This window comes from Gordonibacter sp. An230, from assembly GCF_002159915.1.
In the GTDB taxonomy this organism is placed as follows: domain Bacteria; phylum Actinomycetota; class Coriobacteriia; order Coriobacteriales; family Eggerthellaceae; genus Rubneribacter.
The window spans coordinates 1-18,547 of sequence record NZ_NFJP01000038.1 but is presented as its reverse complement, the minus strand read 5'-3'; the positions used below and the strand labels follow the sequence as shown (position 1 = coordinate 18,547).

Annotated in this window: 20 protein-coding genes; 15 read left to right on the top strand and 5 right to left on the bottom strand. The window is 65.5% G+C overall.

The features are described from left to right. The first annotated feature begins 81 nt into the window (after nucleotides 1–81). Both cysK and B5F40_RS17000 read left to right on the top strand, forming a co-directional pair. Entirely contained in the window at nucleotides 82–1,011 is a 930-nt protein-coding gene (gene cysK / locus B5F40_RS14540) for a cysteine synthase A (RefSeq protein ID WP_087195000.1), read from the top strand. Between the two features lie 175 nt (nucleotides 1,012–1,186). Further along, entirely contained in the window at nucleotides 1,187–1,471 is a 285-nt protein-coding gene (locus tag B5F40_RS17000; protein WP_446718605.1) for a hypothetical protein, read from the top strand. Between the two features lie 141 nt (nucleotides 1,472–1,612). On the opposite strand, the gene B5F40_RS16995 is transcribed toward B5F40_RS17000, so the two are convergent. Further along, nucleotides 1,613–1,753: a hypothetical protein gene (locus B5F40_RS16995; RefSeq protein WP_446718604.1), complete on the bottom strand. Its 141-nt coding sequence runs from the start codon at nucleotides 1,751–1,753 to the stop codon at nucleotides 1,613–1,615. A 34-nt stretch (nucleotides 1,754–1,787) separates the two neighbouring features. Further along, nucleotides 1,788–2,588 (bottom strand): pyrroline-5-carboxylate reductase, encoded by an 801-nt coding sequence (gene proC, locus B5F40_RS14530; protein WP_087194990.1) that lies wholly within the window; start codon nucleotides 2,586–2,588, stop codon nucleotides 1,788–1,790. A 189-nt stretch (nucleotides 2,589–2,777) separates the two neighbouring features. Here proC and B5F40_RS14525 point away from each other — a divergent pair, with 189 nt between their 5' ends. The 5 genes from B5F40_RS14525 to B5F40_RS14505 all read left to right on the top strand — a co-directional run bounded on the left by B5F40_RS14525 (nucleotide 2,778) and on the right by B5F40_RS14505 (nucleotide 7,358). After that, nucleotides 2,778–3,695, top strand: coding sequence for a LysR family transcriptional regulator (locus tag B5F40_RS14525; protein ID WP_087194989.1), 918 nt, complete (start codon nucleotides 2,778–2,780; stop codon nucleotides 3,693–3,695). Between the two features lie 135 nt (nucleotides 3,696–3,830). Then, nucleotides 3,831–5,411, top strand: a complete 1,581-nt coding sequence (locus tag B5F40_RS14520; protein ID WP_087194988.1) for an FAD-dependent oxidoreductase — start codon at nucleotides 3,831–3,833, stop codon at nucleotides 5,409–5,411. A 115-nt stretch (nucleotides 5,412–5,526) separates the two neighbouring features. Further along, entirely contained in the window at nucleotides 5,527–5,793 is a 267-nt protein-coding gene (locus B5F40_RS14515; protein WP_239443082.1) for a response regulator transcription factor, read from the top strand. A 496-nt stretch (nucleotides 5,794–6,289) separates the two neighbouring features. Further along, a complete protein-coding gene (locus B5F40_RS14510) occupies nucleotides 6,290–6,640 on the top strand; it encodes a TIGR04076 family protein (RefSeq protein ID WP_087194987.1) in 351 nt (116 codons plus the stop codon). A gap of 124 nt (nucleotides 6,641–6,764) precedes the next feature. Further along, complete coding sequence (locus tag B5F40_RS14505) at nucleotides 6,765–7,358, top strand: hypothetical protein (protein WP_239443081.1); 594 nt, start codon at nucleotides 6,765–6,767, stop codon at nucleotides 7,356–7,358. Between the two features lie 67 nt (nucleotides 7,359–7,425). Here B5F40_RS14505 and B5F40_RS14500 read toward each other — a convergent pair whose 3' ends face one another. Further along, nucleotides 7,426–8,415 carry a bile acid:sodium symporter family protein gene (locus B5F40_RS14500; RefSeq protein ID WP_087194986.1) on the bottom strand — a complete coding sequence of 330 codons (990 nt, stop codon included), beginning with the start codon at nucleotides 8,413–8,415 and terminating at the stop codon, nucleotides 7,426–7,428. A 478-nt stretch (nucleotides 8,416–8,893) separates the two neighbouring features. Here B5F40_RS14500 and B5F40_RS14495 point away from each other — a divergent pair, with 478 nt between their 5' ends. From B5F40_RS14495 to B5F40_RS14485, 3 genes are all read left to right on the top strand, one after another. Then, complete coding sequence (locus tag B5F40_RS14495) at nucleotides 8,894–9,454, top strand: DUF1062 domain-containing protein (protein WP_087194985.1); 561 nt, start codon at nucleotides 8,894–8,896, stop codon at nucleotides 9,452–9,454. A gap of 671 nt (nucleotides 9,455–10,125) precedes the next feature. After that, on the top strand, nucleotides 10,126–10,548 hold the full coding sequence (locus tag B5F40_RS14490; protein WP_087194984.1) for a 6-pyruvoyl trahydropterin synthase family protein: 423 nt from the start codon (nucleotides 10,126–10,128) through the stop codon (nucleotides 10,546–10,548). Between the two features lie 12 nt (nucleotides 10,549–10,560). Next, complete coding sequence (locus tag B5F40_RS14485; RefSeq protein ID WP_087194983.1) at nucleotides 10,561–11,325, top strand: M23 family metallopeptidase; 765 nt, start codon at nucleotides 10,561–10,563, stop codon at nucleotides 11,323–11,325. A gap of 172 nt (nucleotides 11,326–11,497) precedes the next feature. Here B5F40_RS14485 and B5F40_RS16990 read toward each other — a convergent pair whose 3' ends face one another. Then, nucleotides 11,498–12,448: a DUF2268 domain-containing protein gene (locus tag B5F40_RS16990; protein WP_446718603.1), complete on the bottom strand. Its 951-nt coding sequence runs from the start codon at nucleotides 12,446–12,448 to the stop codon at nucleotides 11,498–11,500. Nucleotides 12,449–12,613: 165 nt separating this feature from the next. On the opposite strand from B5F40_RS16990, the gene B5F40_RS14475 reads away from it, so the two are divergent. From B5F40_RS14475 to B5F40_RS14460, 4 genes are all read left to right on the top strand, one after another. Further along, on the top strand, nucleotides 12,614–13,117 hold the full coding sequence (locus B5F40_RS14475; protein WP_087194997.1) for an RNA polymerase sigma factor: 504 nt from the start codon (nucleotides 12,614–12,616) through the stop codon (nucleotides 13,115–13,117). Continuing rightward, nucleotides 13,114–13,941, top strand: a complete 828-nt coding sequence (locus B5F40_RS14470) for a hypothetical protein (RefSeq protein WP_087194982.1) — start codon at nucleotides 13,114–13,116, stop codon at nucleotides 13,939–13,941. Before B5F40_RS14475 ends, B5F40_RS14470 begins: the two co-directional genes overlap by 4 nt. Before the next feature lie 17 nt (nucleotides 13,942–13,958). Continuing rightward, nucleotides 13,959–14,846, top strand: a complete 888-nt coding sequence (locus B5F40_RS14465) for an ABC transporter ATP-binding protein (RefSeq protein WP_087194981.1) — start codon at nucleotides 13,959–13,961, stop codon at nucleotides 14,844–14,846. 235 nt (nucleotides 14,847–15,081) lie between these two features. After that, nucleotides 15,082–16,347 (top strand): ABC transporter permease, encoded by a 1,266-nt coding sequence (locus B5F40_RS14460; protein WP_087194980.1) that lies wholly within the window; start codon nucleotides 15,082–15,084, stop codon nucleotides 16,345–16,347. 70 nt (nucleotides 16,348–16,417) lie between these two features. Here B5F40_RS14460 and B5F40_RS14455 read toward each other — a convergent pair whose 3' ends face one another. After that, the gene (locus B5F40_RS14455; RefSeq protein WP_087194979.1) at nucleotides 16,418–18,163 is read right to left on the bottom strand and encodes an FAD-dependent oxidoreductase; all 1,746 of its coding nucleotides are present in this window, start codon (nucleotides 18,161–18,163) and stop codon (nucleotides 16,418–16,420) included. 184 nt (nucleotides 18,164–18,347) lie between these two features. On the opposite strand from B5F40_RS14455, the gene B5F40_RS14450 reads away from it, so the two are divergent. Beyond that, on the top strand, nucleotides 18,348–18,547 hold a 200-nt coding region (locus tag B5F40_RS14450; RefSeq protein ID WP_140396520.1), incomplete at its 3' end, for a hypothetical protein.

The following is an 18,547-nucleotide window of genomic DNA, read 5'->3' as shown; positions in this document are numbered from 1 at the left end:
GCGCGATACACAGGAGGCCCGCGGAGCGGGCGCCGGCCGCAGCCGGAGAGGCGCGGTCGGAAGATGGAAAGCAGGCGCATCATGACCGTATATGCAAGTGTAGCGGAGCTCATCGGCAACACCCCGCTCGTCGAGCTCGCGAACTATGAGAAGAACCACGGCTTGAAAGCCCGCATCGTGGGCAAGGTGGAGTCGTTCAACCCGGCCGGCTCCATCAAGGACCGCATCGCGAAGGCGATGATCGACGACGCGCTCGCGCGCGGCGTGATCGACGAGGACACGGTGCTCATCGAGCCCACCTCGGGCAACACCGGTATCGGCTTGGCCGCCCTCGCCGCCGCGCGCGGCATGCGCCTCATCATCGCCATGCCCGAGACGATGTCCGTCGAGCGTCGCAACCTCATGAAGGCCTACGGCGCCGAGCTCGTGCTGACCGACGGCGCTCTGGGCATGAAGGGCGCCATCGCGCGCGCCGACGAGCTGGCCGCCGAGATTCCCAACTCGTTCATCGTCGGGCAGTTCACGAATCCGGCGAACCCGGCCGTGCACGAGGCCACCACGGGTCCCGAGATCTGGGAAGCCACCGGCGGGGACGTGGACGTCTTCGTGGCGGGCGTGGGCACGGGCGGCACGGTGAGCGGCACGGGCGCCTACCTGAAGCGCATGAATCCCGACGTGCAGGTGGTGGCCGTGGAGCCGGTCGCGTCGCCGGTTTTGAGCGAGGGGCGCGCGGGCGCGCACAAGATCCAGGGCATCGGCGCGGGCTTCGTGCCCGACACGCTGGACACGGCGGTGTACGACGAGGTGATCGCCATCGCCGACGAGGACGCTTTCGCGACGGGCCGCGAGCTGGCGGCGAAGGAGGGCCTGCTCGTGGGCATCTCGTCGGGCGCGGCCGTGGCCGCCGCGCGCCAGGTGGCCGAGCGTCCCGAGAACGAGGGCAAGACCATCGTGGTGATCCTCCCTGACACCGGCGAGCGCTACCTGACGACGGCGATGTTCGGCTTCTAAGCGCGGCGCAACGATGCGACGAGGGGTCGCCGCAGGTCGAGCTGCGGCGACCCCCTTCCCTGTGGGATTGTCGCCCGAAACGGTCGGAATCGAGCCGAAAACCGACCGTTTCGGGCGACAACGTTCTTGAAGCGATGCGCTGCAACTCCGCCGTTTTGTGCACGGTATAGCCCTCGTGGTAGCAGCTGGCGTCGATTCCCTTCGTGTACGCGTCACGATCATCCACCTTGTCGGTGAGCGCTTGCTTGAGGACGTGCTTGATCTCGATATCCTTAACAAGGTTTCGCCCCATCGCCAGGAGATGATCTTCTTTATCGACCATGCTCCAATCGACGACCAGGCCAAGCTCCCCTTTCAAGATGAGGTCGAGCCATGTCCGCATGCTGCGGCCGTTACCCTCACGGAAGGGATGCGCGATGCTCATCTCCACGTACTTCTCGACGATTTCGACAAACGATGATTGAGGCATCGAGAGCGTGCTCCAAGGACGCTTCGAGGTGCATGAGAGGCGCGAACCTGAACGTCCCTTTCGCTCTGTTCGCGTCTCGGGGCTCGCCGGCGAAGCCGTCGACGTCTTGGAAAAGATGTCGATAAATGGCCGTCAGGTATTCGGCGGTTCCGGCTGCAGATTTTCGAGAATGCCGTCTTCGAACAGCCCAAGCGCTCGCTTTTTACTGAACAGCTCTTCGGCTCTTGCCAATTCTGCAGCGTCGGTGACCCCGGGCTTGTTTTCGAGCGTCATGTCGCGCCCCTTCGGATCGATCCGGCGTGCGATCCTACGCGCCCTGGATGGCGTCGATGGCGTCGATCACGCAGCCGCGGAAGCCGTCCTTCTCGAGCGCGGCCACGCCCTTGATGGTGGTGCCGCCCGGCGAGCACACGGCGTCCTTCATCGCGCCGGGATGCTCGCCGGTCTCTAGATGCAGCTTGGCCGTGCCCATCATCATCTGGGCGGCCAGGCGGTACGCGGTCGCGCGCGGAAGGCAGTGCTTCACGCCCGCGTCGCCGAGCGCTTCAAGGAATATCGCGGCGAACGCAGGGCCGCAGCCGGCGACGGAGCTGGCCGTGGACAAGAGCTTGCCGTCCACCCACTCGATGAGGGCGATCTGGCCGAACAGGTTCACGAACGCGCCCAGCTGCTCGTCGGTGAGCGAGTGGCGCTGCTCGCAGGCCACGACGCCCGCGCCCACGGCGATGGGCGTGTTGGGGATGGTGCTGAGGTGGTGCGTGCCGGGGGCGAGGATGCTCTCGTAGAACGCGAAGTCGCGCCCGGCGGCCACCGAGATCACGGCTTTGCCGGCAAGCAGGTCGCGCACCGGCTCCACCACCTGCTCGATGAGGTAGGGCTTCACTGCGAGGACGACGAAGTCGCTGGCCTCCACCACCTCGGCCGCCTCGCGATGCGCGTTCACGCCGAGCTTCTCGGCCGTGGCCTGCAGCTTGTCGAAGTGCCCGGCGCACGCGTGGATGCGCCCGCCCGGAAGCGCGCCCGAATTCACGAGGCCCTGCGCCATCGCCTGGGCCATGTTGCCGAACCCGATGAAGCCGAGCTCGATGCTGCTTGCTGTGTCCACCATGCTGGAAACCTTTCCGTCGCGATGCGTTTTTTGCTGGGTCGATTGTACGCCAGGCGAGGCGCGCTTCCAAATGTCGTTTCTGCGACGGCGCCGCGCCAAAGCTGGGTGCCGTTCGGCTCGGCCGCTTGCCTGCCCGCGATCTGATACAATCGCGCAAGGGGAACCGACGGCGTGGTCAGGGAGGCGTTGATGGACACGAAGAGCCTGATGGCGTTTAAGGCCGTGTACGAGGCCGGCAGCATCACGAAGGCGGCCGCGCAGCTTTACATCACGCAGCCTGGTCTTTCAAAGACCATCGCGCGACTGGAGACGGAGTTCGGCTGCGCGTTGTTCGAGCGCACGACCAAAGGAGTGACTCCCACAGCATACGCGGAGGCGCTGTACGCGAAGGTGGACAAGCTGAACGTGCTTCTAGATGCTATCGAGAAGGATGCCGTGGAGTTGGCGGGGAAACGCAAGCTGGCGGTGGCTTCGACCGTGGGCGTGACATTGTACGTGGGCCTTAAGTTCAACGACGACTTCGAACGCGAGCATCCCGACGTCAAGCTGACCATCGAGGAGAGCAGCGATCGGCGCGTCGAGGAGCTCTTGGCTTCCGGTGCCGTCGACATCGGCTTTCTGGCCGGGCCGATCGACCGGGGGAGGTACGACGCGTGGCCGTTCAGCCGGCATCGGCATGTGCTCGAGGTGAACGCTGCCGATCCTCTGGCGCAGCGAGAGTTCGTGACGCACGCCGACCTGGACGGTCGCTCCGTGGCGTTGCTCTCGCGGGACTATGTGCCGTACCGCAACAACTTGCGATGGCTTGCCGAGGCTGGTGCCGAGCCCGAGCGCTTGATCGAGCTGATCGAGGGCTTCACCGGCAGCCAGTTGGTAGCGGCTGGACAGGCCGTGAGCATCACGACCGACTACTCGTCGTTCATGAGGGCTGCGGAACGTGTGGTGGCAGTGCCGTTTGAAAGCGACGCGTGTTCGTACGACATCTACCTAGTGAAGCGCAAGGGGGAGACGCTGGACGACGATGCGGAGGCGTTCCGGTCGTTCGCGCTTAGGTGGGTCGAGGCGAATCGGGGGAACCTGTTCGCTTGGGAGCACTCCGTGTTTTAAACTGCGCCGAGGGCCATAACGATTGGTTATGACGACCAGCTTGTTCCGTCTGTTCCGGAGCCGGAGGCGGCTCGGTATGCTCTTCTTGTCCGAATCGACGAGGGTCGCGAGGGCGGCCTGGACAAGGAGGAGAGTATGAAGAAGGATATGTCGCGCAGGGGCTTTCTGACCACGGCAGGCTTGGCCGCCATGGCAGCGGGTATCGGCTTGGCAGGGTGCACGTCGAAAAGCGCTGACGGGGGCGCGTCCGTTGCGCTTACCGCCGGCGAGGGCGGGACGGGCGGCAACGTGCCGGCGAAGTGGGATGAGGAGTGCGATGTTCTGGTGCTTGGAGCCGGCGGTGCAGGCACTTCAGCGGCTCTGGCTGCGGCGAAAGCGGGCGCAAGCGTTATCGTGCTCGACTCGCAGACGTCGAACAACTTCAATGCGACGTCTATCTGCAAAGGCAACTTCTGCGTGGTGGGCTCCGATGAGCAGAAAGCGCTCGGCATCGAGGACTCGGTCGAGAAGTTCTTGGAGGACGCGATCGCCAACGGCAACTCGGACGGCAATATCATCCAGGCCAACCGCGAGGACGCCATCCGCACGTACGCCGAGAACAGCGCGCGCGGATACCAGCTGCTCAAGGAGCTGGGATTGGAGTTCCCTGACCCGTATGTGCAGGTAGGGCACTCGCTGCTGCGCTGCCATGTGGTCGACAACGCGAAGATGCTGCAGCTGCTGACCGACTCCGGCAAGAAGGCCGGAGCGGACTACCGCTTCGAGACCGAGTTCACCAAGCTCGTGTACGACGGCGCCGGAACGGTTCTGGGCGCCATAGCCCAGAGCGGCTCGAAGGAGATCGCGTTCAAGGCGAAGAAGGCCGTGCTCATGTGCACTGGATCGTTCCTTCGCAACGTGGAACTCGTCGAGGAGTGCGCGATGGGCTTCAGCAAGATACCGCTGTTCACCGGCCAGGGGCTGACGGGACTCGGACATCTGTCGCTCATGAGCCTAGGCGGCGCCATGTGGGGCCGCGAATGCATTTACGCGTGCGAGGGCGATTCTGAGGATGGCAAGGCTTACACGGAGATGTGCCACTTCGGTGCCATCGTGACCGACCTGTCCGGCAATCGGTTCTTCGACGACGGGCAGTATTGGACCAACGCGCGCACGCGCGCCCTGGTTCAAAAGTCGGCTCAGGAAGGCAACGAGAAGTTCCAGACGTGGCAGGTGTTCGACCAGGCGGCCTACGACCGCGCGGTGGAGAACGGACCCAACAACGGCATCTACCCGGAGAACGAGTCGTACTTCATCAAGGCAGACACCATCGAGGAGCTGGCCGAGGCCATCAATGCGCCCGATCTTCCCGCCACGTTAGCCAAGTATAACGAGGACATCGCGAACGGCGGCGACACACTCTTCGGACGCAAGCAATGGAACGGCGCCGGCACGCCTGCACCGGTGGCGCTCGATCAAGCTCCCTTCTACGCGTACGCAAGCTTCCCCCACCTGCTGTACACGCCGTGCACCGGCTTCATGATCAACGGCGATTGCCAGGTGCTCGGGCAGTACGAAGAGCAGCCGATTGGCGGCGGCCGCTTGTTCGCGGCGGGCGAGATCGTCACTCGTTCCATCGTGGGCAACCATTACATGGTGGGCGTGGGCATCGGGTCGTGCACGACGTTGGGAATGGTCATAGGCGAGAAAGCCGCGGCCCTCGACGCCTGGGAGTAATCTTGACAATTCGTAAGGAAGCATTCCCTCCCTCGCGCTTCCTTTGCAACCTTGGCCCGATCCGTCTCGGCGGTCAGGCTCTTCCGATTTGACGGGTGACGGAAAGGGATCCTTTATGGACGCTCTCACGATGTGCGGAGGCGGTTTCGCACGGAACGCGGTGGACGAAGCGGCCGCTGCGTACGGTTTGACGCCTCGCGAGCGAGACGTGCTTGCGCTGCTCTTGCAGGGACGCGACGGGATGGCGATCCACCGGTTGCTGGGTATCTCGTACAACACGGTGAAGACCCACTTGAAACATATATATGGGAAGTGCGGTGTCGCATCGCGACAGCAACTGGTGTCTCTCGTCCATGGGGATTCCGGACTTCTGTCGGCGTAGGCCGTCCGAAACAGAAGGGGGGTTATGCGCTGAGCATTGTCGCGGCGACAGGCGTTACGCATAGAAGCGCAACGTCGGCGCTGCTCATCCAGGGCGCACGCTTTCCGGAGGTGGCGCATGGCCTTGGCAAAGCGCTGCGAGAGGGGCAACCCTGTCCTGTCTGCGTTTCAATCTTGGAGATTCGCTTCTGCAATAGGTGGTGTCGAAGGTTGATTTCGATGAACCTACAAGTTTCTGGCAAATATTTTCCGATGTACTATTGGGCGATGGTAACGTGAAACGTGAGCTGGGGTTTTCTGCACGGTGAGAGCAAACAGAACGGTAAGTTCGTACATCGAAAATCGTACCAGGAGCAGGAGCCATTTCCGAAATTGCAGGAGGCAGGCCAGGTCGTCCACGCTTTTTAAAAGGCCGTAATCTGCCGCGACGCGCCGCCGTCGATCGGCTGCAAGGTATACTGATGATCTGAGGACAACGAGGCGAAAGGCGGTTCCCTATGGAACATGCATGCAAGGTCACGGTGCTCGAGACGAAGGTGTTCCCCGACTTGCAGGAGCGCTACCTCGCCGACCCAAGGTCGGGCGCGTGCCCCTGCTTCCAGCCGGGGCAGGAGTTCCTGTTCGAGCGCAACACCGAGCGCGACGACTTCTGGCATTTCGGGTGCGACCTCACCCCGAAGTTCCCATGCTCAGAGGCATGGGACTGCATCAGCCGCTACATTTACACGGCGCTTCAGGGCGGCTCCGTCATGCGCGGCTGGACGAACGACGAGCGCATGATGATCGCCTGCTGCAACGACGGCACGCGCCCCGTCGTCTTCAAGATCGAGCGCATCGACCGGGAGTGACTGCTTCGCGCGGCGCATCGATGACGGATGCCTCACCGTTCGTCGGCTCTCCTGTGCAAACGAGGTTTGCGGCGCTACGCTCGTTTCCGACCGTATGCAGCGCGAGCTGGAAAGGAGCGTCGACATGCCCGAGATGAACGCGACCGTGCCCGCGACGCTGACGGGCGGGCACGTGTGCCTGGCGGTGTGCGCCGCGCTGTACCTGGCTTGGTGGTGGATGTTCTTCAACCCGGCCCTGCCGAAGGCGACGGGCGCGCTGTACGCGGCGGGCGTGGGGTGCATCGTGGGCGCGGTGCTGTTCGGGATAGCGGCCGTCGTGCTTATCGGTATGGGATTGGGCGCGCTCACGGGCGCATCGGCGGGCAGTGTCGTTCCCGGTTGGGCGTTCGCGGTGGGCGGGGTCGTCGCGTACTTCGCGCTGGCGTACGTCACGACGCGCTTCTTCCAACGGCCCGTGACCATCGAGCTTCTGCTGTTCGTGCTGTGGGCTGCGCTCGAGCTGGCCGTGGTGAACGCGCTTGCGGGTGCCGGCGCGGTGGGGCCAGGGCTCGCCGCGGTGCTCGCCGTGGCCGTCGCGGTGCTGTTTGCCGGTTGCCTCGTGTGCTACGTGCTGTACTTCCGCCTGTCGCCGATGCCCTCGTTCGTGGACGGCGCGTTGCCGCTGGCGGCCGTCGGCGTGCTGGCAGCCGCCATGGCGGCGCTCGTTGCCCGCATGTGAGGCGCTGCAGCATGAAAAGGGGCGCGAGCCGAAGCCCGCGCCCCTCGCGCGAATTCGATGCCGTACGCTACGCGGCAGCCTGCTCGGCTTCCCCTTCGCCCTCGGCTTCGCCGGCATCTTTGCCGGCCGAGCGCGCGAGGATGTTCGCGTACACTGCGCCCGAGATGTTGTGCCACACGCTGAACACGGCGCCAGGCACCGCGGCCAGCGGCATGCTTGCGAAGTGCACGGTGGCAAGCGAGCTGGCGAGTCCGGAGTTCTGCATGCCCACCTCGATGGACAGCGTGCGCATCTGCTCCTTGGTCAGGCGCAGGACGCGTCCGACCAGATACCCGAGCGCGTAGCCCAAAACGTTGTGGAGCATGACCACGAGGATGATGAGCGGCCCTACGGTAAGCAGTTTCGCCTGGTTGGCGGCGACCACGGCCATGATGATGAGGGAGATGCCCACCACCGACACGAGCGGCAAAACGCTCGCGCATGCCGCGGCCACCTTCTCGAAGAAGTAGTTGATGAGAAAGCCCGCCGCAATGGGTACGAGCACCACCTGCACGATGGACAGGAACATTTCGAGAACATCCACGTCCACGGTCTGCCCGGCGAACAGCAGCACCAAAAGCGGCGTGACGACGGGTGCCATGATGGTGGTGCAAGCGGTCATGCCCACCGACAGCGCCACGTCGCCCTTCGCGAGGTAGGTCATGACGTTGGAACTGGTGCCGCCTGGACACGACCCCACGAGGATCACGCCCACGGCCAGCTCGGCGGGCAGCTGGAACACCGCCGTGAGCAGAAACGCCAGCACTGGCATGATGACGAATTGGGACAAGATTCCCACGATGACGGCCTTCGGCTTCGTGAACACCACCTTGAAGTCGGCCAGCTTGAGGGTCATGCCCATGCCGAACATCACGATGCCCAAAAGGATGTTCACATAGCTTGTTTTGACGACGGATGATACGGGGCCGGGAAAGACCAGGGCGACGATCGCGACGGCAAGCGCGATGATCGCCATGTACTTTCCCGTGAAGTCGCTGATCTTGGCGAGCGTCTTCACAGAGGTGCTCCTTTCTCGGGGTTGGTGGAACTGAAGCAGTATACCGCTGCCGCAGACGATAAGCGAGGGTCGAAATCGCAGATGCGAGTGGCTCTCGAACTTGTTCCGCTGCGATTGACGCAGGGCGGCCCTCTTGCCGGCCCGCAGGGCCCGGCCGGCAGCGGGTTGGCGTTGTCGGCTGTCGTGTTGACGCGGCAACGGCCTCTTTGGTACCATGGCCGCCCGGGCTGTGGCGCCCGTCATCCTCTTGAAAGGCCTCTTTCCATGACCGTTCCTCCCAACCGGTAGATCACGCGACTCATCCCGCCTATCCGTCGCCGCGTTCGCGCGCGGCCGCTTCGTGATGGGCTCATCCGGCGGAACGATCGATCAAACGAAGAGGTTTCCTTTATGAAAAAGCTGAACAACGGCGTGGTGCCGCCTGCGCTCGCCTTCCTTATTGCACCTATTCAGAACGCAAAGGAAGGCAGCGAACATTATGAAAACGATACAGTGGCGCGTGGGGGCGACCTCCGCGCCGGCCGCTTTGCGTCCGTGCGGCGCCTGCGGTGCTGAGGCAAGGTTCGAATCGACGGGTCGGTTCCGCGTGAACGCCCAGAAGAAGCGTCTGGACGTATGGCTCATCTACCGGTGCGTCTCGTGCGGCAGCGTGTGGAATTGCGCGGTGGTCAGCCGCGGGCGGCCGGGCGGCGTCGGCCGCGAGCTGCTCGAGCGCTTCATGGGCAACGACCCGGGCTTGGCCCTCGAGTGCGCCCTCGACGCGGGCCTGCTGAAAGGCAACGGCGCGCGGCGGGGTCCGGTGGACTTCGCCGTCGAGGGCGAGCTGCCCGGCGACGAGGACTGCCGGGTGGAGATCCATGCCGAAGGGCTCTCGGGCATCCGGCTCGCCGCGGTGCTGCGTGCCAAGCTGGGCCTTTCGCGCAGCGAGCTCGAGCAGCTCGTGGGGGCAGGCGACGTGGCGTGCGCCGACGGCGCGGACGCGCTCGCTGCCAAGCTGCGGCCGCATCGGGCGGTCATGGTGCGGGCGCGAAGGTGCTGACCCGTTGAAGTGACGGAGGGGCTCGGGCAGGAACCCTCCCCTCTCTTTCCGCTGTCTGGCGGAGAGAGAGGGTGCTTGTCCGCCGATGGGTCGGGATTGGCATGCCGCGAGGCCGTCTTCCGGAGACGGGGCTCAACGACCCCATCCGACGCGGACCCTCGGAAGCCGGCCTTGCGCCCTTGGGGGGGCGGGTGGAGGTCGGCCCCTTGATCGGGGACGAGTCCTCGGGGGTCGGCCTTGCGCTTGTCGAGGGGGCTCGGTTTTCCCGGTCTCCGATCACGTTGGAGCCAGTTGTCGAACATGGCTGTGTCGGAGCCTTCCGTTTCCGAGCCTTCAATTGCACAGTTTTGGCCGCTCTGAAGCTCTTTTCCGCGGCTTGGCGAAAACTTGCTGACGGCGATCAGGGGAAATGCGCGAGGATCGTATCGTTCGGAGGGCGAGGACGCATTCGACCCCTCGAAAATCCTTCACAGCGGCCAAAACGGTGCATCCAAGAGGCCCCAAACCCGAGGAAAGGCTGGCGAGGAGCGGGCCGGCAACCACGCGAGCCGGCGTTCTCCTTGAGACACCCGGTTGCGCGGGTTGCTTGGCGCGCCGATCCCAAGGCGGTTGTGCGTCGGTTCCCGTGCTATCATGGCGGCGAACGTCACGGCGAGGCGAAGGAGCGCATCATGTATGGACTGAAGACTGAGGCCAGCTTCGATTCGGCCCATTTTCTCACCGATTACTACGGCAAGTGCGAGAACCTGCACGGCCACCGTTGGCGCGCGGTGGTGCGCCTTGCGGTGGACGACCTGCAAACCGAGGGCACGATGAAGGGCATGGTGCTCGACTTCGGCGTGTTCAAGCGCGCGGTGCGCGAGCTGGCCGAGGCGCTCGACCACACCTTCCTCGTGGAGGAGGGCTCGCTCGCCCCGGCGACGCTGGCGGCGCTCGAGGCCGAGGGGTTCAGTTTGACCGTGCTGCCCTTCCGCACCACGGCGGAGAACCTGGCACGCTATTTCTGCGACCGCCTGGTGGAGCAGGGCCTTCCCGTGTCCCAGGTGGAGATGTACGAGACTCCGAACAACTGCGCCGTCTACCGTCCGCAGTAGGCGGAGGGCGGCATGGGGAAGCTCGCGCTGTATCGGCAGATCGCTAAGCAGATAGGCGGGCTCATGGTCATGGCCGTCCGCTACGACGGCAAGGAGCCCGACAAGCTGACCGGGGCCTCGCGGGTCGAGTACGCGCTGCCGTTCGAAGGGGCGTGGACCGTGCTCAACGGCGGGGTGGAGGAGGAGACGTCGCATTCGTGGGACGTGCTCACCCAACGCTATGCCTACGACTTTGTGATACTCGATGACGAAGGGCGCAGCTGCCGCCCCGACGCCGATCCGGCCGACCCCGCCTCGTACTATTGCTACGGTCTGCCCGTTCTCGCGCCTGCCGACGGCGTGGTGGTCGAAGCGGGCGCGTCGTGCCCCGACGCGCCGATCGCGCTCGACGGCGCGGTGTGCTGCGGCGGGGACGACATCCGCGGCAACTTCGTGCTCGTCGAGCATGCACACGGCGAGTTCTCGTGCCTGTGCCATCTGATGCCGGGCGGCGTGCTGGTCGAGGCCGGCCAGGAAGTGAGGCGCGGGCAGCGCGTTGGGCTCTGCGGCAGCTCTGGCAACAGCTCCGAGCCGCACCTGCACTTCCATATCCAGAAAGGCCAAAGCTTCTACACCTCGCCCGGCGTGCCGGTGCGGTTCGCGGGCGTCGCGGCCGCTCCCGCGCCGAACTACGAGGCGGCCGATCCCCGTCCGCTGCCGCCGGGGGCCTACGGCGACTTTCCGCCGTTCCTCACGCGCGGCCTGCGCGTTGAGCCCGTGCATGAGAAATCGGCCTGAAAATGCAATGTCGTCGAGTTATGCACCCTTGCGCGAGCCTTAGCGGGGGGATTTTGCTTTGAGAAAAGCGTCGTTGACCGTAAAAGCCCAGGTCGCGATTCGCGCGATTCCTGACTGGATGCGCGGAAAGGGTGCATAACTCGCGTACATTGCAGTTTCAGGGCCGTTCCAGTTACGCAAGGGTGCAAAACTCGAGGACTTTGCGGCAGAACGCGTTCACTCCCAAAAGCTTTGCACGGTGTCGAGGATGTCGGCGGCGGGGAGGAGGGTGGCGTCGGCGATATCGGTGCCCGTCTCGTCGAGGAAGCGCCTGACCAGGTGGTACCCGCACGCGTAACCGGCGCAGTAAGGCACGCCGCGCGTGGGGTAGCCCATGAGCGCGGCCGTCTCGTCGCCGTAGAGGTAGGCGGAAAGCTCGGCCAGGCCTTGCGCCCCCCAAACCTGTGTGCACGAGCGGCTTCACCTGCTCGAGCAGGTCGGGCGTGGTGCGCGCGACCCACGGTCCCGCCAGCTCCTCGCCGAACAGCTCCACGGCGAAGTTCTCGGCCAGCCCCTCGCTCACCAGCATCTCGCCGAGCGTGATGTCGTTTCGCCACCTCACGAACTGGAAGCGCACGTTGTGGTTCGCCTCGTGCGCGAGCGCTGCGGGCAGGCGGCGCATCGTGCGCCCGCCCGGCACGAGCCAGGCGAAGATGCTGCCGGGGATGCCCCCGTCGCCGCAGTAGCTTTCGCTCGCCCGTACCACGGGGTTGTCCGGGTTCGCCAACAGCACGGTGAAGCGGTAGTCCTTCCGCGGAAGTTCGATGCCGCGCTCGCCGAAGCGTGCGAGAGAGCGCTCGACGGCGCGTTGGCATGCGTCCCAGAAGGCGTCGTCGCCGATGAGGCTCACGGCTTCGGCCCAACTGCCGTCCACGCGCATGGGCGGCAGGATGCCGAGCATCTCGCTGGCCATGACCACGTCGTAGCCGCCGGGCTGCGCGGCTTTGAGCGGCACGCAGTAGCAGTCCCACTTCTCCTTGAAGGGGGCCATGAGCTCGTGGCGGTACAGGTCGGCGCGCTTCTCGGGCGGCGCGGCGATCATGGCGCGGTATGCTTGGTCCGAGCGCACGGATCGCACGTCCATGGGGTTCCTTTCTCGCGGGTGCGCGCATTCGTCATCGAGCGCGTGCGCCCATGCTACGGCCTCACGTGGCGTGAGGGTCAAGGAAATTTCCAAAGGTTTTTCCGGTGCGGCCGCACCGATCGCGCCAGGGATTCGTTATAGAGGGCAGAGGAGGTGAAGCGGGACGTGAGAGGCAGGCTGCGGGACGGCGAGGCGTTCGATCGTCTGGTCGAGGAGCATTACGACGATGTGCTGGCGTACTGCCGGCGGCACGCGCCATCGTACGACGAGGCGCCGGACGTAGCGCAGGAGGCGTTTCTGCGCTTCGTGCGCAGCGGGCGCTCGCCGGTCGAGGGCAAGCCGCTCGCGTACCTGCTCACCATCGCGCGCAACCTCTGCATCGACGCATCGCGCGCTAAGCGCCCGCCCGCCGTGCCGCTTGATGTGGACGTGCCCGACCGCTCGCCCGGCGCCGACCCGGCGACCGCGTGCGCGGGCAGCGAGGTGGGCGTGCTGATCGGGGCGCTCGATCCCGAGCTGCGCGAGGTGGTGGAGCTGCGTTTCGACCAGGGCTTCAAGGTGGGCGAGATCGCGCAGGTCCTAGGCGTGTCGCGCTTTGCGGTGAACCGGCGGTTGAACCGGGCGCTGGTGGAGCTCCGGCGCGGATTGGAAGGAAGGAGCGGGGCATGAGTCCAACGAGCAAGAGAGATGTCGGGCGGCTGCTCGGCGCGCACTACCGCGCCGAGCGCGGCGCGCCGGACGCGGCTGCGAAGGCGGCAACCCTCAAGGCCGTGCGCGCGGCGGCGACGGAGCGCCCGGCGGACGCGAGCAGGGATGCGGTCGGTGCGGGCGTGTGCGGTCACGGTGCGACGTTCGCCTCGTTCGTGGCCGTGCAGGCGCGCTTCATCCATCCGCGCGTGTGGGCGGCGCAGCTCGCGCTCGTGGCGGCGATGGCAGCGGCGTGCCTGCTCGCGGGCGATGCGCCGAGCGGCTTCCCGCTCGCGTCGGGCGTGCTGGCGGCGGCGACGGTGCTCGTGGGCCTGCCCGACCTGCTGTCGAGCGCCTCCCACCGCGTGGCCGAGCTCGAGTACGCCTGCCGCTTCGACTGCCGGGCGGTCGCGCTCGCGCGGCTCGTCGTGCTGGGCTGCGCCGACGTGGTGACGGTCACGGCCATCGCGCTCGCCGCGCCGGTCATGCTGGGTACCGACCTGTTCGCCTCGCTCGTGCACGCGTGCGCCCCCTACTTCCTCTCGTGCGCGGGCGCGCTGCTGCTGGTGCGCCGCTGCGCGCCGTCACAGGCGCTTCCACTCGCCTGCGCGTGGACGCTGCTCGTGGCGGCCGCCGCCTACGCGCTGTTCACGCTCGTGCCGCTCGCCTACGCCCAGGGGTCGGCCTGGGCCTGGGCGCTTGTTGCGGCGGGCTCGCTTGTGTGGGCCTTCCGCGAGGCGCGCGCCTGGCTTGGGGGCATAGCGGGCGGCCTGGACATGCTTGCGGCCGCCGTGAACCAACGATGATGAAGGAGCAAACCCTCATGGAACTGACCATTGACCGGCTGAGCAAGCAGTTCGGGTCGAAGATCGCGGTCGACCGCGTGTCGGCGACCCTCGAGCCCGGCGTGTACGGCCTTCTGGGCGCGAACGGCGCGGGCAAGACCACCCTCATGCGCATGGTGTGCGACGTGCTGCGCCCCACCTCCGGCGAGATCCGCTTCGACGGCCGGGACGTGCGCGCGCTCGGCGACGGGTACCGCGCGCGGTTGGGCTACCTGCCGCAGGACTTCGGCTACTACCCCGACTTCACGGCGCTCGACTTCATGTGCTACCTGGCCGCGCTCAAGGGCATCGACCGCCGCGCGGCGCGCCGCCGCTCGCTCGAGCTGCTGGAGACGGTGGGGCTCGCCGACGTGGCGGGCCGCAAGATCCGCACGTTCTCCGGCGGCATGAAGCAGCGCCTCGGCATCGCGCAGGCGGTGCTGAACGACCCGGCCGTCCTCGTGCTCGACGAGCCCACGGCCGGCCTCGACCCGAAGGAGCGCGTGCGGTTCCGCAACCTCATCGCCAGCTTCGCGCAGGACAAGATCGTCATCCTGTCCACGCACATCGTGTCGGACGTGGAGTACATCGCCGACGAGATACTGGTCATGCGCGCGGGCGCGTTCGTCATGCGCGGCGCGCCGACCGAGGTGGTGGCCACCGTGGCGGGGAAGGTGTGGGAGTGCCACGTGGACGCGCGGCAGGCCGACCAGCTTGCGGCCGCGAGCTGCGTGAGCAACGTCCACTACGCCGCCGACGGCCACGCGGTCGTGCGCGTGGTGGCCGACGAGCGCCCGGCGCCCGGCGCGCACCCGCTCGAGCCCACGCTCGAGGATTTGTACCTGTACGTGTTTCGCAACGAGGAGCAAGGGGCCGTGCTGCCCTGACGGACAGCGGAGCATGCTGGCGCTGTGAAGGGTCGTTGTATTCGGTCTCGCTCCTTTCTTGCTTCGTCGTGGCGAAGTTGCGCAAAGCGCGCGCTCGGGCGCGTAGCGCGGCGCAGGGCAAGCCGCCGGCTTGTTCGGCGCGCGCGAAGCGCGCTCGGGCGCGAAACGGGGCGATCCCGGGTACCTCGACGCTTCTCTCTGATTTCCATTCAACTGGCGGGAGAGGGAATGCACCATGTTTGATCTGATGAAGTTCGAGTTCAAGAAGCTGCTTGCGCGGCGCACGTCCCAAGTGGTGAGCGCGGGCATCCTGATACTGCTCTGCGGCATCATGGCGCTCAACGTCGTGCAGACAAAAACGGAATCGAGTCTCGGGGAGGTTCTGGGCGGCACTGCGGCCATCGCCGAGCGCAAAGCGCAGGACGACGCGCACGAAGGCGTGCTGACGGTCGAGCGCGTGCGGGACGAGATTGCCGCCTACCGACAGCTTTCGTTCTCGAAGGTCGACCCCTCCGAAGTGGAGGGCTTGAGCGATTCAGCGGCGTACGAGCTCATGGTCGAGGCGTACGATACGGAGGAGATCGAGACCATCTACGATCCGTACTACGCCTACCTGCTTTCGCCGTGGAAGGCACCCGGGCAGGAGCCGTGCCAAACGGCGGCGCAGGTGGACGATGCGACGGCCGAGGGATTCTACGAAGCCGTCGCCGACGAGCTGCAGCGCGCGCTCGACGACGGCATGGGGGGAACGTGGGAGTATTCCGACGCCGAGCGCGCGTACTGGACGGCGAAGGAGGACGCGGTGTCCGAGCCTTTGTCGTACGGTTACGCCGGTGGTTGGATCGACGTGCTCGATTGCGCGGGCTTCCTCGTGTTTCCCCTCGTCGCCATCTGCGTGGTGCTGACGCCCGTCTTCTCGGGCGAGTACCAGGATCGCACCGACGCCGTGCTGCTCTCGTCGCGTTACGGTCGCTCGAAGCTCGTGGCGGCGAAGGTCGTCGCATCGCTTCTGTTCGCGACCGTCTACTATGCGTTAGCGGTGCTCGTCATCGTGGGCGTTGCGCTCGCGTTCTTCGGGGCCGAGGGCGCAGGCCTGCCGGTTCAGGTGATGTCGCTTGACATGCCCTACGGCCTCACGATGGCAGAGGCGACGTTTCTGACCTTGGGTCTGGGCTTTCTCATGGCGCTCGGCTTCGCTGGTCTCACGCTTCTGCTCTCGTCGAAGCTGCGCTCCCAAGTGGCCGTCTTCGCCGCCTGCGCGGCGCTCGTCTTTTTGACGGGGTTGATCCCTGCGGGTGGCAATGGAGCGCTCCTGCACGCGCTGTGCCTGTTCCCCGTCAACGCGCTCAACGCCCAGACGCTTTTCGCGATGCTCGTTTCGTACCAGGTGGGGCCGTTCGTCGTAGACCTGATAGGCGCGCTTGCATGCCTGTACGCACTCGTCCTGGTCGCATGCGTGCCTATCGCCGCCCTCGCTTTCCGGCGGCATCAGGTGGTGTGAGGGCGGAGCGTGCGGCCGGGCACCCTGGCAGGGCGCCCGGCCGAGAAGGAGGGGTGCTCGGAAAGCGGGGCTAGACGCCCTTTGCGGCGTTCTCGCCGGCAAGCTTGCCAAACGTGAGAGCCGATCCCAGGCTGATGCCGGCGACGGTTACCGGGTATTCGACCAGGAATCGCCCGCCGCCGGTGTTCCCCGCTACATACAGGCCGGGGACGACCTCGTCGTTCTCGTTGAGCGCGTGCATGTCAAGATCGCACTTGATGCCGCCGCAGCATACGAGCATGCCCGCCTGGTCGAACTTCACGCCGTAAAACGGCGGCTTCACCACGGGGAACATGCGGCGCGCATCCTTGCCGAAATCCTCGTCGACCCCTTTGTCGCACAATTCGTTGTACCGCTCCACGGACGCCTTGACCTTGTCGACGGGAAGCTCCATCTTCTCAGCCAGCTCCTCGATGGTGTCGGCTTGGCAGGTGACCCCCGTTTTGCGGAACTCGCTGTCACCGTTGAGGAACACGTCGTCGGTGACGTAGCCGAGGAACACCGACTCCATGACCCAGGGCATCTGCGCAGCCTCCTCGTCGGTGAGGTAGTGGTTCACGTAGCCGTGGCCGGTGCCCTGAACCTCCAGCTGGTCGCGCCAGTTGTCGTCGATGATCTGCCAGGACACGCCTCCGGGTTGGCGGGAGAGCTGGTCGGCGATGTTCTGGCCGGGTATGTCTTCGTTCATGAAGCGGTCGCCTTCGAGGTTGAGCTGCAAGAACGCATCGACACCGAGCGGTCCGCCCATATGATGGGTCATCGGGGCGTAGGGGCCAAGCTCCATGGCCGCTCCCGCCCACATTGCCATGCGGTGCCCGTCGCCGGTGTTGGCCTGGTTCCCTTCGCAGTCTATGCGTGTGTAAGAGCAGTTGAACTGTGCTGCGTGGGGCACGAAATGCCGCATCATCTCCTCGCTGCCTCCGAAATCCCCGCAGCAAAGAACGACCGACTTGCAGTTGAACCTGTAGTAGTCGCCGTTCTTGTCGCGGGCGTAGGCGCCCACGACCGCTCCGGCGTCGTCGGTTATGAGCTGCTCGCCGAACAGTTCGTATTTGAACTCGGCGCCCGCCTCCTGCGCTTTGCGGACGCAGTTCTCAAGAAGCCATTGCGCGCTCGGAAGGGTCATGAGCGTGCCATGGAAATAAGGATAGTATTCGCTGCGGTGGTCGTATCCGTCGAGGGCGGGAAACATTTTCGGGCGGATGAAGTTCTCCTGCGTTGGTTCTGCGATGGAGGATTCGAGCAGTTGGAAATCGGCGCCTTCGACGGCCCAGTCGAACGCCTCGCCAGAGCGTTCGTACCACATGTTGAGCAGTCGCGGGTTCGGTCGGTAGCACATGTCCTTCATGAGCTGCATGACCACCTCGTTCTTCGGCGCCCATTCGATGCCGAGCTGCTTTTGGAGCGCTGAACCGACCACGCCGAAATCCTGGGTGGAGGGAACGAAGCCCACGTCTGTCCCTTTGTCGATGCCGATGACCTTCGCGCCCGCCTCCGCCGCCGCTCGAACGGCCGGGTTTCCAGCCGTGCCCGTTCCGATGACCAGCACGTCGCAATCGTACTCCTCCTTGACGCTCTGCGGCACCGGCGGCTTTTCCAGGAAGCTCGGTTTCGCCGTCATCACGTCGTAGGTTTGTTCCGACGCTTGATCCTCGGCGCCTTTCTTGGATTGCTGCGGCGCGCATCCTGCAAGGGAGGTCGTCCCCAGGGCTCCGAGGGCGCCCGCGCAGGCCGCGCCCGCTAGGAATTGTCGTCGTGAAAGCGGCTTTTTTGCCATGGTGGTTCCCTTTCTCCTTCGTTCGACGGGCGCTCCGATTCGTCGAAGGCCCGTTTGAGCATAGGGCGGCGGCATCCTTGGGGAAAGTGGCAACCGAGGGTGATTCGCGCGAACGGAGGGGGAGTTTTTTACCCCTTTGCCACATGGGTCGACGATGGTACCCTTCTTCTCCGAAGGGAGGGGCATGCAGGATCGCGCTAAGATGATCGGCGGGGCGGCTTTCGTGCAGACGTTGTTCTGGACGTGGTTCTTCTGCTTGCGTTATACGACGGCCCTCGAGTTCGATTTCCGAGAGTGCGCTGCGATGGTGGGCGTTTCCTTCGCGGTGGCGATAGGCATGGCGCTGCGCTCGCGGTTCGGGGGGGGGCGTACGCCCATCGCGTG

Bases quoted from the DNA above. Each gene is read 5' to 3' on its own strand.
- B5F40_RS14485 (WP_087194983.1), top strand. From the start codon at position 10,561: ATGGGGAAGCTCGCGCTGTATCGGCAGATCGCTAAGCAGATAGGCGGG.
- B5F40_RS14460 (WP_087194980.1), top strand. From the start codon at position 15,082: ATGTTTGATCTGATGAAGTTCGAGTTCAAGAAGCTGCTTGCGCGGCGC.
- B5F40_RS14465 (WP_087194981.1), top strand. From the start codon at position 13,959: ATGGAACTGACCATTGACCGGCTGAGCAAGCAGTTCGGGTCGAAGATC.
- proC (WP_087194990.1), bottom strand. From the start codon at position 2,588: ATGGTGGACACAGCAAGCAGCATCGAGCTCGGCTTCATCGGGTTCGGC.
- B5F40_RS14495 (WP_087194985.1), top strand. From the start codon at position 8,894: ATGAAAACGATACAGTGGCGCGTGGGGGCGACCTCCGCGCCGGCCGCT.
- B5F40_RS16990 (WP_446718603.1), bottom strand. From the start codon at position 12,448: ATGGACGTGCGATCCGTGCGCTCGGACCAAGCATACCGCGCCATGATC.
- B5F40_RS14515 (WP_239443082.1), top strand. From the start codon at position 5,527: ATGGACGCTCTCACGATGTGCGGAGGCGGTTTCGCACGGAACGCGGTG.
- B5F40_RS14490 (WP_087194984.1), top strand. From the start codon at position 10,126: ATGTATGGACTGAAGACTGAGGCCAGCTTCGATTCGGCCCATTTTCTC.
- cysK (WP_087195000.1), top strand. From the start codon at position 82: ATGACCGTATATGCAAGTGTAGCGGAGCTCATCGGCAACACCCCGCTC.
- B5F40_RS14455 (WP_087194979.1), bottom strand. From the start codon at position 18,163: ATGGCAAAAAAGCCGCTTTCACGACGACAATTCCTAGCGGGCGCGGCC.
- B5F40_RS14520 (WP_087194988.1), top strand. From the start codon at position 3,831: ATGAAGAAGGATATGTCGCGCAGGGGCTTTCTGACCACGGCAGGCTTG.
- B5F40_RS14525 (WP_087194989.1), top strand. From the start codon at position 2,778: ATGGACACGAAGAGCCTGATGGCGTTTAAGGCCGTGTACGAGGCCGGC.
- B5F40_RS14510 (WP_087194987.1), top strand. From the start codon at position 6,290: ATGGAACATGCATGCAAGGTCACGGTGCTCGAGACGAAGGTGTTCCCC.
- B5F40_RS14505 (WP_239443081.1), top strand. From the start codon at position 6,765: ATGCCCGAGATGAACGCGACCGTGCCCGCGACGCTGACGGGCGGGCAC.
- B5F40_RS16995 (WP_446718604.1), bottom strand. From the start codon at position 1,753: ATGACGCTCGAAAACAAGCCCGGGGTCACCGACGCTGCAGAATTGGCA.
- B5F40_RS14470 (WP_087194982.1), top strand. From the start codon at position 13,114: ATGAGTCCAACGAGCAAGAGAGATGTCGGGCGGCTGCTCGGCGCGCAC.